General features: G+C 46.1%; 16 protein-coding genes. 8 read left to right on the top strand and 8 right to left on the bottom strand.

The annotated features are described in order from the left end of the window. Positions 1-196: 196 nt before the first annotated feature. A complete protein-coding gene (gene fghA / locus R7P67_RS00250) occupies positions 197-1,036 on the bottom strand; it encodes an S-formylglutathione hydrolase (protein ID WP_005374382.1) in 840 nt (279 codons plus the stop codon). A 62-nt stretch (positions 1,037-1,098) separates the two neighbouring features. Continuing rightward, the gene (locus R7P67_RS00245; RefSeq protein ID WP_017633834.1) at positions 1,099-2,247 is read right to left on the bottom strand and encodes an S-(hydroxymethyl)glutathione dehydrogenase/class III alcohol dehydrogenase; all 1,149 of its coding nucleotides are present in this window, start codon (positions 2,245-2,247) and stop codon (positions 1,099-1,101) included. A gap of 293 nt (positions 2,248-2,540) precedes the next feature. Between R7P67_RS00245 and R7P67_RS00240 the strand changes: the two genes are divergently transcribed. Continuing rightward, complete coding sequence (locus tag R7P67_RS00240) at positions 2,541-3,347, top strand: arylamine N-acetyltransferase family protein (RefSeq protein ID WP_005383272.1); 807 nt, start codon at positions 2,541-2,543, stop codon at positions 3,345-3,347. A gap of 80 nt (positions 3,348-3,427) precedes the next feature. Beyond that, positions 3,428-4,300, top strand: a complete 873-nt coding sequence (locus R7P67_RS00235; RefSeq protein WP_017633836.1) for a LysR family transcriptional regulator — start codon at positions 3,428-3,430, stop codon at positions 4,298-4,300. A 99-nt stretch (positions 4,301-4,399) separates the two neighbouring features. Here R7P67_RS00235 and R7P67_RS00230 read toward each other — a convergent pair whose 3' ends face one another. Further along, positions 4,400-5,173: a siderophore-interacting protein gene (locus R7P67_RS00230; protein WP_062730859.1), complete on the bottom strand. Its 774-nt coding sequence runs from the start codon at positions 5,171-5,173 to the stop codon at positions 4,400-4,402. Positions 5,174-5,351: 178 nt separating this feature from the next. Beyond that, a complete protein-coding gene (locus R7P67_RS00225; RefSeq protein ID WP_062730858.1) occupies positions 5,352-5,936 on the bottom strand; it encodes a LysE family translocator in 585 nt (194 codons plus the stop codon). Positions 5,937-6,050: 114 nt separating this feature from the next. Between R7P67_RS00225 and R7P67_RS00220 the strand changes: the two genes are divergently transcribed. Both R7P67_RS00220 and R7P67_RS00215 read left to right on the top strand, forming a co-directional pair. Continuing rightward, positions 6,051-6,491 carry an Lrp/AsnC family transcriptional regulator gene (locus R7P67_RS00220; protein ID WP_262653091.1) on the top strand — a complete coding sequence of 147 codons (441 nt, stop codon included), beginning with the start codon at positions 6,051-6,053 and terminating at the stop codon, positions 6,489-6,491. 214 nt (positions 6,492-6,705) lie between these two features. Further along, positions 6,706-7,884 (top strand): lytic polysaccharide monooxygenase, encoded by a 1,179-nt coding sequence (locus tag R7P67_RS00215; protein ID WP_047102501.1) that lies wholly within the window; start codon positions 6,706-6,708, stop codon positions 7,882-7,884. Between the two features lie 116 nt (positions 7,885-8,000). Here the strand turns inward: R7P67_RS00215 and R7P67_RS00210 are convergent, their stop codons facing one another. The 3 genes from R7P67_RS00210 to R7P67_RS00200 are packed head-to-tail and all read right to left on the bottom strand — an operon-like array spanning position 8,001 to position 9,631. Then, on the bottom strand, positions 8,001-8,621 hold the full coding sequence (locus R7P67_RS00210; RefSeq protein ID WP_154204125.1) for an HAD-IB family hydrolase: 621 nt from the start codon (positions 8,619-8,621) through the stop codon (positions 8,001-8,003). A gap of 38 nt (positions 8,622-8,659) precedes the next feature. Then, the gene (locus R7P67_RS00205; protein WP_005383281.1) at positions 8,660-8,971 is read right to left on the bottom strand and encodes a cupin domain-containing protein; all 312 of its coding nucleotides are present in this window, start codon (positions 8,969-8,971) and stop codon (positions 8,660-8,662) included. A gap of 9 nt (positions 8,972-8,980) precedes the next feature. Then, a complete protein-coding gene (locus tag R7P67_RS00200; protein WP_005374358.1) occupies positions 8,981-9,631 on the bottom strand; it encodes a Qnr family pentapeptide repeat protein in 651 nt (216 codons plus the stop codon). Positions 9,632-10,126: 495 nt separating this feature from the next. Here R7P67_RS00200 and ompW point away from each other — a divergent pair, with 495 nt between their 5' ends. The 3 genes from ompW to R7P67_RS00185 all read left to right on the top strand — a co-directional run bounded on the left by ompW (position 10,127) and on the right by R7P67_RS00185 (position 13,495). Continuing rightward, positions 10,127-10,768, top strand: a complete 642-nt coding sequence (gene ompW, locus R7P67_RS00195) for an outer membrane protein OmpW (RefSeq protein ID WP_017634373.1) — start codon at positions 10,127-10,129, stop codon at positions 10,766-10,768. A gap of 214 nt (positions 10,769-10,982) precedes the next feature. Further along, entirely contained in the window at positions 10,983-12,008 is a 1,026-nt protein-coding gene (locus R7P67_RS00190; RefSeq protein WP_054578558.1) for an HlyD family secretion protein, read from the top strand. After that, positions 12,005-13,495, top strand: a complete 1,491-nt coding sequence (locus R7P67_RS00185) for an MDR family MFS transporter (RefSeq protein ID WP_033907201.1) — start codon at positions 12,005-12,007, stop codon at positions 13,493-13,495. Before R7P67_RS00190 ends, R7P67_RS00185 begins: the two co-directional genes overlap by 4 nt. A 96-nt stretch (positions 13,496-13,591) precedes the next feature. On the opposite strand, the gene R7P67_RS00180 is transcribed toward R7P67_RS00185, so the two are convergent. Then, positions 13,592-13,837 (bottom strand): Rho-binding antiterminator, encoded by a 246-nt coding sequence (locus R7P67_RS00180; protein WP_025553211.1) that lies wholly within the window; start codon positions 13,835-13,837, stop codon positions 13,592-13,594. Between the two features lie 180 nt (positions 13,838-14,017). Between R7P67_RS00180 and R7P67_RS00175 the strand changes: the two genes are divergently transcribed. Further along, complete coding sequence (locus R7P67_RS00175; RefSeq protein ID WP_137282900.1) at positions 14,018-15,145, top strand: MBL fold metallo-hydrolase; 1,128 nt, start codon at positions 14,018-14,020, stop codon at positions 15,143-15,145. The last annotated feature ends 74 nt before the right edge of the window (positions 15,146-15,219 follow it).

The following is a 15,219-nucleotide window of genomic DNA, read 5'->3' as shown; positions in this document are numbered from 1 at the left end:
ATTTTTAATAAAGATACTGTGTCGGAAATGAGAATTTAATAAGGCGAGAAATGGACGTCGAATTTGTTCTTAAGTTACATTATTTTACATATTTAAATCATCGATATTCAGATATGTATTTGTTAGTACGTAAAGAAAATAAAGTCACCTAGTTTTGGTGACTTTATTTTTTATTTCATGAGCTTACTTAAATTAACTATGCAAACAAATATTTTGCATGGAAGTTGAGGTGCTCTTCAATAAAGCTTGAGATGAAGTAATAGCTATGGTCATAGCCTGGTTGCATTCTCAAGGTTAGGTTTGAATCGTGTATTTTTGCCGCAGCAATCAGCGCTTCCGGTCTAAGCTGCTCATTTAAGAAGCCATCAGCATCACCTTGATCAACCAAAATGGGTAATGGTGATTGTTGTTGTTTTAGAAGTTCACTTGCATCGTATTGCTTCCAGCTTTCAAGCTCCTTGCCTAAGTAAGCAGTAAAGGCTTTTTGTCCCCAAGGGCATTGCATTGGGTTACTGATTGGACTGAACGCTGAAATAGAACGGTACTGTTCTGAATTTTTCAGACCAATGGTGAGCGCTCCGTGGCCGCCCATACTGTGACCGGAAATTGACTTCACGTCAGAGACTGGGAAGTTACTTTCGATGATCGCAGGCAACTCCTCAGTCACATAGTCGTACATACAGTAATGCAGTGACCAAGGTGCTTGCGTCGCATTAAGGTAAAAGCCAGCTCCTTTTCCTAGGTCATAGCTTTCGTCGTCAGCGATACCTTCGCCTCTCGGACTTGTGTCTGGTGCAATGATCGCAATGCCAAGCTCGGCCGCCATACGAAATGCGCCCGCTTTCTGCATAAAGTTCTCATCGGTACACGTTAAACCAGAGAGCCAGTATAGCGCGGGTACGGGATTTGATTTCGTTGCGTTAGGTGGCAAGAATATCGCGAAGCGCATGGTGCAGTTTAGGGCATTGGATTCGTGTGTATATTGCTTGTGCCAACCGCCAAACACTTTGGCTTGGCTTACATTTTCAATGGTCATGAATAAACTCTCTAATTAGCAGAAGGAATTCAGGCTCCCCAAAAGGAGAGCCTGAGGCAGCATTATTGATCCATATGGATAACTGTTCGGATGCTCTTACCTTCATGCATCAGATCAAACGCTTTGTTGACGTCTGCTAATCCCATTGTGTGGGTAATGAACTCCTGTAAGCCGAATTCACCAGCCATGTAACGGTTTACGATTTCTGGAAGCTCAGAGCGACCTTTAACGCCACCGAAAGCGCTGCCACGCCATACGCGACCAGTTACTAGTTGGAACGGACGAGTTGAGATCTCTTGACCTGCACCAGCAACACCAATGATGACTGACTCACCCCAACCTTTGTGACAGCACTCAAGTGCTTGACGCATCACGTTTACGTTACCGATACATTCGAATGAGTAGTCAACACCACCGTCTGTCATTTCAACAATCACTTCTTGAATTGGCTTGTCGAATTTTTGTGGGTTGATTACGTCAGTTGCACCAAGTTGTTTCGCTAGGTCGAATTTGCTTTCGTTGATGTCTACACCGATGATGCGGCTGGCACCAGCCATGCGAGCACCGATGATTGCAGAAAGACCGATACCGCCGAGACCAAAGATTGCCACTGTGTCGCCTTTTTCAACTTTAGCTGTGTTTAATACCGCACCCATACCAGTGGTTACGCCACAACCTAGAAGACAAACTTCTTCAAGTGGTGCTTCTTTGTTTACTTTCGCTAGTGAGATTTCTGGAAGAACCGTGTACTCAGAGAAAGTAGAACAACCCATGTAGTGGAAGATAGTTTCGCCGTTGATAGAGAATCGGCTTGTGCCATCTGGCATTAGGCCTTTACCTTGCGTTTCACGAACGGCCTGACATAGGTTCGTTTTGCCAGATTTACAGAACTTACACTCACCACATTCAGCAGTGTAAAGTGGGATAACGTGGTCGCCAACTTCAACGCTTGTTACGCCTTCGCCAACCATTTCAACGATACCGCCACCTTCGTGACCAAGGATTGAAGGGAAGATACCTTCTGGATCGTCACCTGATAGTGTGAATGCGTCAGTGTGACAAACACCAGTTGCTACGATGCGTACTAGCACTTCGCCGGCTTTTGGAAGTTGTACATCAACTTCTTCCATTTTAAGCGGCTCACCTGCAGCCCAAGCGACCATTGCTTTTGATTTTATGTGAGTTTGACCAGGTTTGATTTCAAGCGACATTGGATGTTTCCTTTATATTTTCAGTATATGGAGTGACGTAATAAGCGTAGTTAAGGTTTGCTTACCGCGCTTCGTCGTTTTGTTGGTGCTCATTTTAGGTGTTTCAGTAAAAATGATAATCCGTCCATTTTGAAAATGATTTTTACATATGCGTAATAATGATAAGGTGAGCGTGTAAAAAGAGTGCGATGCCTCCTTAAAGCGGAAGGGAAATGGAAAAGGTGATTGACCTGAAGTTAGATAGAGGGGCTAAAGTAGAAAGCAGTCAAACCATCAGCTAAGTAAGAGTGATTATGAATAAGACGGATCTGAGTGCCTATTTAACCAAGCTAGGCTTGCCTAGTGAATTGCCCGCCGATTTGGAGTCATTGCACAGAGTTCACGTGGCGCAGCATCGTTGCCTGCCGTTTGAGAATTTTGACATCGCATTGCAGCGAGGCGTCTCTGTTGAGATTGAAGATATTATTCAAAAAACCGTGTACCACTCTCGCGGTGGTTACTGCTTTGAATTAAATGGTTTAATGCTTGATGTGCTCAACACTCTTGGGTTTGAAGCGCGAAGTTTGCTAGGGCGTGTACATGTGTCTGGTACACCAACAGGTCGTAGTCATCAAATCACGTTAGTGACGTTAGAGGAACAAACATGGATTGTCGATGTGGGTTTTGGCTCCAATACCCCTCGAGCGCCATTGCCATTTATCCTTGACCAAGTGATTCAGACGGATTTACAAACCTTCCGTTTTGTCAAAGATGCTCAGTTTGGTTATTTCCTCCAAGTGCTTTCAACCGATGGAACGGACGTGTGGAACAATCTATACAGCTTTGACCTAGAGTTCGTGTGTGCTGGTGACATTGCATGTAGCAACTTCTTTACCTCGACTTCGCCTAATTCGCGTTTTACTAGCGCAAGAGTCGCTGCTAGAGCGACAGAAAGTGGGTTGGTGACGCTGCTTAACTACACACTCAGATGCACCAATCATGAAGAGCTAACAGAAATAGAGCTAGAGCCAGGTCAAACCTACCTGGATGCGTTGAAAGAATATTTTGGCATTGAGCTTGATGCGCAATACGACGATCTTCGTCCGTTACCTGACGCGTAAAGTTTTCCAGTTTTCAAAGCGTAGCGCGACGAGAACAATGTAATCACTATTTGTCTAGAAGAGGTCGACAGGAATACAGCATGGCGAATTGGGAAGGAGTCAGCGAGTTTGTTGCCGTAGCGGAAACTAACAGCTTTACAGCTGCCGCGGCTAAACTGAAAACGTCAGTGGCACAAATCAGTCGCCGCGTATCGGCACTTGAAGAGCGTCTTGCGGTCAAGTTACTGCATCGCACGACGCGAAAAGTTTCTCTGTCTGAAGCTGGACAGCTTTATTATCAGCAGTGCAAACATTTGGTCGAAGGGCTAGAACTGGCCGAGCTTGCCGTAACGCAAATGCAGACCGAACCGCGAGGTTTGCTGCGTGTGACAGCGCCTGTGACCTATGGGGAAATGAACCTCGCGCCGCTCTTGCATCAGTTTTTGGAGAAGTACCCGCGTGTGGACCTCGATTTAGTTCTGACCAATCAAAAACTGGATTTGATAGAGCAAGGGGTAGACGTGGCGATTCGTCTTGGCCGCCTGCAAGATTCCAGCATGATCGCAAAGCGTCTTTCGTCGCGTCAAAATTACGTGTGTGCTAGCCCTATGTATTTGGAGCGATTTGGCGAGCCTCACACATTATCCGAACTGGCTCGACATCAGTGCCTAGTTGGTTCGGTCGATTATTGGCATTTTAAGGAAAATAAACGCGATAAGTCTTTGCGCGTATCGGGGAGAATTAAATGCAATAGTGGTTTTGCGCTAATGGGCGCCGCAAAACGTGGTTTGGGTTTAGTGCAGTTGCCGGACTATTACGTTCAAGAAGCTCTAGATAACGGTGAGCTAGTCGAGGTGCTGACCGATTACCGAGACGACCGTGAAGGCATTTGGGCACTGTATCCACAAAGCCGAAATTTATCGCCCAAAGTGAGGTTGTTAATCGACTTTTTAGCGCAGGAACTAGCGGATTAGAGTTTTCATGAACTTTAATACAACTGAAGTCGCTAAAACGCCCGGTGATGCCGGGCGTTTTTATTAGGATGAGAGCTGGAATCGAAAAGACATGAATCACTATTGGTTGGATTCCGCGTCTTCACGTTTAATCACTTTGTGCCCATCTTCAGACACGCCTTGCTTCCAATAGCTGCTGATGTAGATATTCTCGCGATCGACTTCTTTTTCGTTGCGGAAATATTGGCGCAGCGCACGCATTGAATCGAACTCACACGCACACCATACCGAAGCGTTACCATCTAACCACTCGAGTTCGCGAACGCTATCAGCCAAGGTTTGCTGTTCAGTTAGCCAAATCAACTCCATGCCTGCTGGCGCGTGTAGGGGTTGAATGTCGGCTGGAGACATCACGCTGATCACAGCGTAGCCTTTGGCCTCTTCTGGCAGCGTGCGAATTTTCGCAGAAAGTGCTGGAAGTGCCGTCATATCGGCAGCCATGAAGAACCAATCCGCCTCAGTATTTAAGTTGGAGATGCTACCCGGCCCTACGATGCTTATCGTGTCGCCTTTTTGCGCGGCCATTGCCCAACGCGCTGCAAATCCGCATTGCAGATCTTGCGTTACGTGTCGGACGAAATCCACTTCGATTGAACTGGTTTCTGGATGAAAGCGTCGGATAGTGTAGGTGCGCATGATTGGTCGGTCGTCTTCTGGCAGGATGCTCAGATCCGCGCCGCCCATATCGTTAAACAGTAATTTGATGTAACTGCCTTCGCAGTCACGAGGAAAGTGGCTCAGCGCCTCACCTTGCAAGGTAATGCGCTGCATGTTTGGAGTGATGGTTTCTGTGTCTGTGACAACAAGCGTTTTAGGTTGAGGCTTCTTTTTCATTGTTACTTTACTCGATAATTATTCTCTTTCTCATTTAAAGATTATCAAGTTCCCTAACAAGAGGGTAGCGTCTTTAAACAAATTTACACTGTGAATTAACGCCAAAGCCTCAAGCAAAATGCAGTATCTGTCCTTTCCCAATTACGTAAAGTGAGTCGTTTTTTAACCCAAAATAGACTTATATCATTGGAATCGTAGACAAAAGCAACAGCGCAGCCATGCTGTAGTTGAACCCCTTAACGCGTTTATCGGTGGTCAACCAACGCTGCAATTGCATACCTGCCGCCGTCCAAAATGTTACCGATGGCAAGTTAGCTAAGCAGAAGATACCGGCGATAAAAGTCAGTTCGAGCCATGCACCGCCACTGCTGTATACCGTAATGGCCGTCAACGCCATCGACCAACCTTTTGGGTTCACCCATTGGAATGCGACAGCCCCTAAAAAAGACATTGGGCGAAAATCGTGTTTTGCTTCGGTTTTGTCGCTGGTGGCGATTTTGTACGTCAAGTACAGCAAATAACTCAAGCTCAACACTTTCAAAATGGAGTGTGTAATTGGATATGCGTGGAACAGGCTCATCAAGCCAATGCCCACCAAAATTAGCATGGCACCAAAGCCAAAGGTAATGCCCAACATATGTGGGATAGTGCGTTTAAAGCCGACATTTGCCCCTGAGGTCATCAACATAATGTTATTGGGACCCGGCGTAAAAGTGGAGACAAAAGCGAACAACGCCAAAGCGCCCAGTTGATGATATTCCATAGATTGTTCCTTGACTCAGTTCTCGATAAGTAAAGAACAACTATAAGTAGAACTGAGGTCAATATTGTGCTTTTATTTGATGATTAGAAACTAAATAAGCAATGAAACATCATCATGGATAGATTTGACGAAAGAATATTGCAAGTGCTCAAACGAGACGGAAGAATCTCCAATGTGGAGCTGTCGGAACGCGTTGGTTTATCTCCGTCTGCAACCTTACGCCGAGTGCAAGATTTAGAGTGTAAAGGCGTGATCAAAGGCTACCGAGCGGTACTGGATAATCAGCAACTTGGCGTGGGTTTTGTCGCTTATGTGTCGATTGGTTTGGCCTCGCACTCTAAGCAGGCGCAGTTGGGTTTCGAAGAGCATGTGCGTTTTGTAAACGAGGTGGTGGAATGTCACAACATCACTGGTGCGAACGAGTACTTGCTGCGTGTGGAAACGCAAGATCTCGCCGCTTATAAAGCGTTTCACGCTGATGTGTTGGGTGAGTGCGAACACGTCAAGTCGATCACAACGATGGTGGTGATGGACACACCAAAAGACGAGCGATAGCCAAACGAGGGTGACAGTTTTTGTGGCACATGAATTTGAAGTGACTCGAAAGAGTCAGTCGAGTATGAGAATGGTTCACAACAAATGCTGGAAAGCAGATGGCACTCTTACAATTTCCATATTTATTCTCACCTTCTAAATAATCCCATCCTGCTAGTTTTGCTTAAACCGCTTGTGTTTCAGAGCGGCGAGTCAGCAAAATTAAGGATGAACGATGAAATCACATGTAACACTTCCTCTTTTGAGCTTAAGCGCTGTTGCCGCATTGAGCTCATTTAACGTCAACGCCCACGGCTGGGTAGAGTTTCCAAGTGCTCGTCAAAATACGTGTTATTTAGACGGTGGCTTTTGGACCAACGAGATCCCTAACCAAGCGTGTAAAGCGGCTTTTGATGAATCTGGCGCGTATCCGTTTGTGCAGCGTAGCGAAATTGCAGCAAACGTACCAAATTACCGAGATATGGAGCATGTGAAAGCCGTGGTTCGCGACGGTGAGCTATGTTCTGCTGGCGATACAGCTAAGAAAGGCTTGAACATTCCTTCTCCAAACTGGCAGCGCACCAATGTTACGCCAGATGCAAATAACCAGATTGAATTGGTGTTTTACGGCAAAGCGCCGCACAACCCATCGTACTGGGAATTCTATCTCACCAAGCCAACTTATGATGATTCAAAACCTCTTACTTGGAGTGATTTAGAGCTGATCGACACCGCAGGTGATGTGTATGTTGATGCGGAAAAACGCTACCGTATTCAGGTGACTTTCCCTGCTGATCGTTCGGGCGATGCGGTACTTTACACTCGTTGGCAGCGTATTGATGTCGCTGGGGAAGGTTTCTACAACTGTAGTGACATTACGTTAAACGGAACAGGCACGACGCCACCGACTGACCCTGTTGATCCAACCGAACCGGGCAATAATCTGACATCTCTAGGCTACTTTGTTCAGCAAGGTTTCGGACCAGTAGAAGCGGGTGACACCATCCGTTTTCGTACGTTTAATGCGACGGGGAATGAAATTGTCGATATTTCACTACCAATCAGCACAAACAATACGGCTACTTGGGCGGCAGAAATAGCAGATCAATTTAACGCGCAGCAAACGGGCGATTGGTATGTGGGCATTTGGCATCAAGAGATGAATCACTACATGTTCGATAGTAAGAACGTGAATGCAAACCAAGTATTAGCGCCAAGTGCAGACTTCAGTTATGCGTTGTCACTGATCAAAGCGGATGTACCGCCACCAGTTGAACCAACCAACTTGTGGGACAAGACGGCCGTTTACAACCAAGGTGATGTGGTGACGCACAACGGCAAAGAATGGACTGCCCAGTGGTGGACGTCTGGTGAGGAACCAGGCACAACGGGTCAATGGGGTGTATGGCGTTAAGCCAGTTATTTGGGCCCTGATCAATAAAACCCTTCTTATGTGAGAAGGGTTTGTTTTTTCAGTCTAAAACGATCACTTTGGTTGAGTGGTTGTCTTGAAAATCAGAGCACATATCGTTATTCGCTTGCTCTCCACTCGCTCCAGTTGAGCATCGCGTAGTCTGCCAGTTTTAGCATCGGAATGTCTTCGTGTGTATCACCGTAGGCATAAACAGACGCAAATTCGTCGAGCGAAAACGCCGCTTTCACGCGTGAGACTTTTCTTTCTAAACTGCAATCACCTTGCTGGTAAAAGCCACTCAGTTTTGGCTGTTCTGAGATCAGTTCACTGCACAGCAAGTGGTAACCGTTCGCCTCACACCAAGGCTTGAGATACGCATTGAGTGATGCCGACACCACTACGATGGTATCGCCTCGGTGTTGATGCCAAGCCAGCCTGTCCATCGCTTCTGGCCGTAAGTACAGCGGGATCACTTCATGGGCAAACTGAGTGCCAATCGCTTCAATTTTCTGCGTTTCTTTCCCTGAAAATGCAATAAAACTGCTGAGAGGGCGCATAACACGAGCGGGTAACACTCCGAGTTTGTACAGCGCATAAAATGGCATGATAGCGACCTTTCCTACTCGTTTGCGCAGGCCATAAGCAGAATAGTGGAGGAAAAGGCTAAACATATCCTCTCGGGTGATGGTGCCATCAAAATCAAACAGTGCCAGTGACGGCTTAGTAGTATCGAGCAAACTCAGCGCCTATTTTTGGGTTTAAGATCGTTTTGTGTTTATTGATAAAACACCGCCAACCAGATGGTTTCTTGCGTTGGGTCAGTCCAGCTCACTTTGTGTTTGGTATGAGCTGGAATCGTAACGTGATCGCCTGCCTCAAGTCGTTGCACTACACCTGATTCAAAAGTCAGCTCTCCAGCTCCTTTAAGAACCAAGACCCATTCATGTTCTTCTTGATCGTACCAGCCACTTTCGGGCGAGGTTTGCCCCGTTGAGACAATGCGTTCTATACGCAGGTTTTTGTGGGTCAGCAGGTCTTCGAACACTTCCTCGTCGAGGTTATTCGGTAAGTCTTTAAACAGGTTCATGGCCTTTCCTTAGAGAATGATCAGTCCAAAAGGCGCAAGCAATTGCTCTTGTTGCCAATCACAAATTTTAACACCAAACAGAGAAACGCGGCGAACATCCAGCCCGTCTAGTTCGACATGAGTCAGATCACATTGCTCAACGTTAAAGGTTCCCCATTGTTCTGGCGAGAATTCGCAGCGAGATAAATCCGAGCCTTTGAGAGTTGCCCCTGCGAGGTTCGCACCGTTCCAACGGTTTTCAAAGAGGTCACATTTTTCTAGTAACACTCGTTCGAAGTTACAGTAGGTGAGGTTGCAGCCAGTAATAAAAGCAGAACAGAAAAACATGGTGTTACTGACGCGATTAGCAAAGTTCGCACCTTGGAAGTTTGCCCCTTTGAGATCGCACTTACGTAGCTCCAAGCCCATACAATTTGCGCCGTTAAACAGGCTCATCGCCAACATGCAGTTCGTAAAGCTAGCGTCTTTTAAGTTCGCGAAGCGAAAACTACACCCTTCTAGCGCTTTGGATTCGATAAAGCGACAGTCGATGAACTTAGCATCGCGCAGATCGGCATGGTCGAAACAGCACATATAAAAGTGGCAGTTTTTAAAGGTAGCATTCTGAAAATCGTGATGAGAAAAGTTTTCTCGTTCAAAAATGAGATCGGTTTTTAACATGTCTTCTCCTTAGCTGCGAGCAGACTAGCACTCCAAGTGACTGATTTTCCAGAAAAATAACTTCTTGTATTTCAGTGCTTTACAAACCCCTCAAATCGCGATTTTAAGGGGGCAAACGAGCGTTTTAAGTGGGTTGTTTTTTGAAAATAGAAGACGTAGAGGACGAAAAAAGTTTTTGCTGGCTACGAGCCTTAACGAGAGGATTCGCATTTATGGGTATGCATGGCAACTCACACGCACAGTTTGCATTACAGAATTGTATCCTATTTGCATAATTTGTTGATCAATATGGCGTTTCTCCATACAAAAAACCTATATTTTTCACAAATTGATTTCCATCAAAATAGTAGGGTTTATATGTGCTAGATTGCGCACAGCTCAAAAAGATATAGATACCCGTGTGCTTCAAGGCGCTGAGTTTACTTGAAATCTCAGATCAGTTAGCAGGCACCCCTTTGGGTACGACATAACGAAGCCCTACGAAAGGAAATAAAAATGAAAAAAACAATCTGCAGTCTAGCAGTGGTTGCTGCACTCGTGTCACCAAGTGTTTTCGCTCATAAACAAGGTGACTTCGTTCTTCGTGTTGGTGCGGCGTCTGTCGTTCCAAATGACAGCAGTGATAAGATTCTTGGTTCTCAAGAAGAGTTAGAAGTTGACTCAAATACGCAGCTTGGTTTGACGTTTGGCTACATGTTCACAGACAACATCAGTTTAGAGCTTCTAGCAGCAACACCATTCAGCCATGACATTTCGACAGATTTGGTTGGTAGTGATATCGCGAAAACCAAACATTTACCACCAACGCTAATGGTGCAGTACTATTTTGGCGAGTCTCAAAGTAAGTTCCGTCCATACGTTGGTGCAGGTCTGAACTACACCATATTCTTTGATGAAGATTTCAATAGTACGGGTAAAGGCGCTGACCTGTCAGATTTGAAATTAGATGATTCATTCGGTCTAGCAGCGAATATTGGTGTGGATTACATGATCAACGATCAATGGTTCCTCAACGCCGCTGCGTGGTACGCAAACATTGAGACAGAAGCAACTTATAAAGCAGGTGGAGTGAAGCAAAAAACCGACGTCAAAATTAACCCTTGGGTATTTATGATCAGCGGCGGTTACAAGTTCTAAGAAAAACCAGTAGTTACACGCACATTACTATTATTGGCATGACTTTGGGGGTGGTTACGGGGACTGCCCCTCTTTTTTATCCTCGTTTTGATTGCACATCATTTACTCCACTTAGCAACATGCAAAATTGGATCTTTACCTTGCAGATCATTTTATTGTCGGAAGATCGAAAAGTCCTACACTGATCACATAATTGAACAAGTGGACAATATAAATGAGCGACGACATCGCAAAGCATTCTTCCTCCAGATCTAAGTTGGTAAAAACTCTTTTCTTTACTCTCTGTGTTATCGCATTTGGTGCGATGTATTGGTCTTGGCAGTATTCAGACAGTCACCCAAGCACGGAAGATGCCTACGTTAGGGCAAAAATTTTGTCGGTAGCGCCTCAGGTAAAAGGCCAAGTGGTTTCTGTGGATGTCAAAGACTTCCAATCTGTTAACAAAGGTGACCTACTGCTGAAGATAGATTCACGCCCATATTTGTTGGCAGTGAAGCAAGCAAAAGCGGCATACCAATTGGCGGTCCAGCAACATGACGTTGCCGATAAGCAGGTAACTGAAGCTGTTGCGGGCTTAGATGCGGCGCGCTCTAACCTGATAGAAGCGCAAGTAGAGTACAAACGTACGGATTCCCTAGTGAAACGCAAACTGGCGTCGGACCAAGATTTAGATACGGCGAAAAACAAACTCGCCAATGCCCAAGCGAGCCTAGAGCAAGCGCGCGCGACGGTAGAAAAAGCCATTGCGAACCGTGGTGAAGAAGGCGCAGAGGCTGCGGTCGTTCAACAAGCTGCAGCACAGTTAGCGCAAGCGGAGCTGAACTTGAGCTACACCGACATTACGTCACCAGTGGATGGCATTGCCGGTGAAATCAATACGCACGTAGGCTCGGTCGTTAGCGTGGGTCAAACGCTGTTCCCTGTGATTTTAAAAGGCAGCTATTGGGTACGCGCGAATTTCAAAGAAACCGATCTTACGCATATCAAACCTGGCATGCATGCGGATGTGGTGATTGATATGTACCCAGACGTGGTGTGGAAAGCAACGGTAGAACAGCTGTCGCCTGCGAGTGGTACATCGTTCTCTTTGATGCCACCAGAAAACGCAACGGGTAACTGGGTTAAAATCAAACAGCGTTTCCCTGTACGTTTGGCATTAGAAGTACCGGCCGATGCGCCGCAACTTCGCGTGGGTGCGAGCTCAGAAGTCACCATTGATTTGCAAAGTAGCGTGCAATGAGCCATCAAATTACGGCAGACAAACGGGGGATTGCCACCGTCGCCGTGATGCTTTCTGCCATCATGGTGTTAATCGATATGACCGTTGCGAACGTGTCGCTATCGCACATGATGGGCGCGTTGGGCGCAACGGCAGACCAAATTACTTGGGTGCTGACGGGTTACAGCATGGCGGAAGCGATCTTCATTCCGATGACCAGTTTCTGGGTGTCGCGCTTTGGTGAACGCAAAGTCATGCTGGTTGCCGTGGTCGGTTTTGTGATTGCCAGTGCGCTTTGTGGGCAAGCACAGTCTCTTGAAGAGATGGTGCTATTTCGCATTATCCAAGGCGCTTTCGGCGCGTCGGTGATTCCATTGGCGCAGTCGACGTTAGTGCAGATCTATCCGTATGAGCAAAAAGGCAAAGCGATGGCGATTTTCTCCATCGGCATTTTGCTTGGTCCTATTTTGGGCCCAGTTGTAGGTGGTGTGATCACCGACAACATTAACTGGCGCTGGATTTTTTACATCAACTTGCCATTCGGTTTGATCTGTACCTCTTTGATTTATCGCTATATCCATATCGACAACAAATCCAAACCTAACTTTGACTGGTGGATCATCGGTTACATGGCGTTAGGTGTGGGCGCGTTGCAGTTTGTGTTGGATAAAGGGAATGAAGACGACTGGCTCGACTCACGTATGATTCAGACCGCGATATTGCTCGCAGTCATGGGATTGGTGATGTGGATCTATCGCAGTTGGAAAACCAAAAGTCCAATAGCGCCATTGTGGCTACTGAAAGACCGAAACCTTATGGTCTCGTCATTGATGATTGCCGTGGTGTCGATGGCGATGTTTGGTCTGACGACTCAACAACCAATGCTGTTGGAAAGCTTGCTGGATTATCCGGTCTCAACCACTGGTTTATTAATGGCACCGCGTGGGTTGGCGTCAGCGGCGATGTTGATTTTGGTGATTAAGCTCAATCCGCAATTCGATCCCAGAATCAAAATAGTCTTTGGCTTAAGCTGCATCGGGATTGGTAGTTATTTGATGACGCAATACTCACTGCAGATCGATACATTTTGGATTGTGATGCCGAGTATGATTCAGGGGATGGGGCTTGGTTTAACCTTCTCGACGCTGTCCACCTTGGCGTATTTAACGATTCCGAAAGAGCAATCTGTCGCGGCGGCAAGTATTTACAATCTGTTCCGTACTATTGGTAGTTCGTTTGGTATCTCTATCGCCACCACGTTCCAATATCGTGATAGTCAGCAGCAATGGCATGCGCTGGGAGAGGGTATTAATCCTTATAATCCTAACTTGCATGACTGGGCGGCCAATCAGGGGCTTTCTATTACCGACCCGGTTGCGTTAGACCAATACCAACAGATGTTGCAGCAGCAATCGCAAATGGTCGCGTTTGTGCACACCTTCCAGCTTGTGGGAGTAATGTTCGTGATCATGATGCCGATGCTGGTTTTCATCCGATCGCGTGAATAACAACAAGTTCCGGTGAACTGTGTCAGAGAACGCCTCTCAAGTTGTGTCAGCTTGAGAGGTGTTTTTTATTGGACGGTGTCAATGAAAGACGGACGTTTACTCAAACGTCACTTCGTCAAAATGCGGATTGGCTTTGAGCGCGCGCATTGCGACTAATTGTTCAGTCGGGAAGGCGGTGTGCTCACCATCCATATCTAAAAACAAGCACTCTTGTCGCTGCATGTCGTAGCCTGTGTCGAACGCGTTGCCCTGATGAGTTTCACCATTTTTTAGCGTGATCTCGATAGGGAGCTTAAACATACAGGCGATTTCAATAAAATCGTATTGGTTGCAAGTCACCATAGTTTTCTCCTTTCAAACCGACGCAGTATTCAGAAGGTTTGAGAACCGTATCCTTAAATAGAAGACGTTTGATTGAAACTGAATCTTCATCTTACACCTCATTTTGGTCACGAAATAGACATACACGCACGTTTTAATAAACCTACTGTTGAGCGTTCACAAGCGAGACAAAATAACGATATGTCTGAGACGATACTTAAGCGCACATACCTAACGAGTGAACAAAAGCCAAGTTCACTGATTCCGCCTCAAACCTACCATGCGCAGTTGGCGCACCGTGTTTACCACTCGCCTCAATTTGAAAACGGCCGCGTTAAAAACGAGATGCCAAATGTCCCTAGCCCGCAATCATTCTGGCAGGTGTGTTGGAGCTATCTTGGTGGTAGAACGCCATTGAGTCCTAACGAACATCTGCCACATTTCCCAATTCAACCTACGCAGTTTGCGCAGCGAAGTGAATCGATGCGCGTTACTTGGCTGGGCCATTCCACCATGCTGGTGGAGGTCGATGGCATTCGAATTCTGACTGATCCGGTATTTGATTACGCTTCTCCGTTCATCGCAAAAGCGTGGTTTGAACGCAATATTCCCAATACCCATGCCAGAGATTGTTTGCCGATTCCTGAAATTATCGTGATTTCGCACGATCATTACGACCATTTAGAAGCATCGACCATACGTTTCTACGCCGATAAACCCGTGACGTTTTATGTACCCTTAGGGGTTGGCAAGCATCTGATAAAGTGGGGCGTTTGCGCAGACAACATCGTGGAATTCGATTGGTGGGATAGCGTGCACTATGCCGGAATCGAACTGATTTGTACGCCCGCTAACCATAATTCTGGTCGTACTTATTTCGATAAAAACTCGACCTTGTGGGCTTCTTGGGTCATCAAAGGTAAAGAAGAGACGCTCTATTTTAGTGGCGATTCAGCTTACGATTCGCACTTTTCCGAGATCGCACTGCGATGTGGACCAATCGACATTGCCTGTTTGGAAGTGGCTGCTGATGTGAAAGGCCAAGGTTATCCGGTCGAAAACTGGGGGCACATGCAGGCTCATCATACCGTGCAAGCGTTTCGCGATTTAAATGCGAAAAAACTGTTGCCAGTACATTGGGCTACATACGAACTGTTTACTCACCGCTGGGACGAACCGATTTTAGATTTGCTTACCCATTGTCAAAAAGAACATATAACGCTGCTGACGCCAATGCCGGGGGAGAGTTTTTACGTTCATCAAGAACATATAAATAAACAATGGTGGCGAGAAAAAGAAATAGGTGAGCCAGATATAATTTTGACTTAATAATATGTTCTTACTTCAATAATTATTTTAGAAATTAACCTTGTTATTTTCAGAATATAACAAGGTTTTTACTC

The sequence above is a fragment of the Vibrio sp. Vb0937 genome, assembly GCF_033338855.1.
Note: the sequence above shows the minus strand (reverse complement) of the source record. Positions and strands in the feature narration are given on the sequence as shown.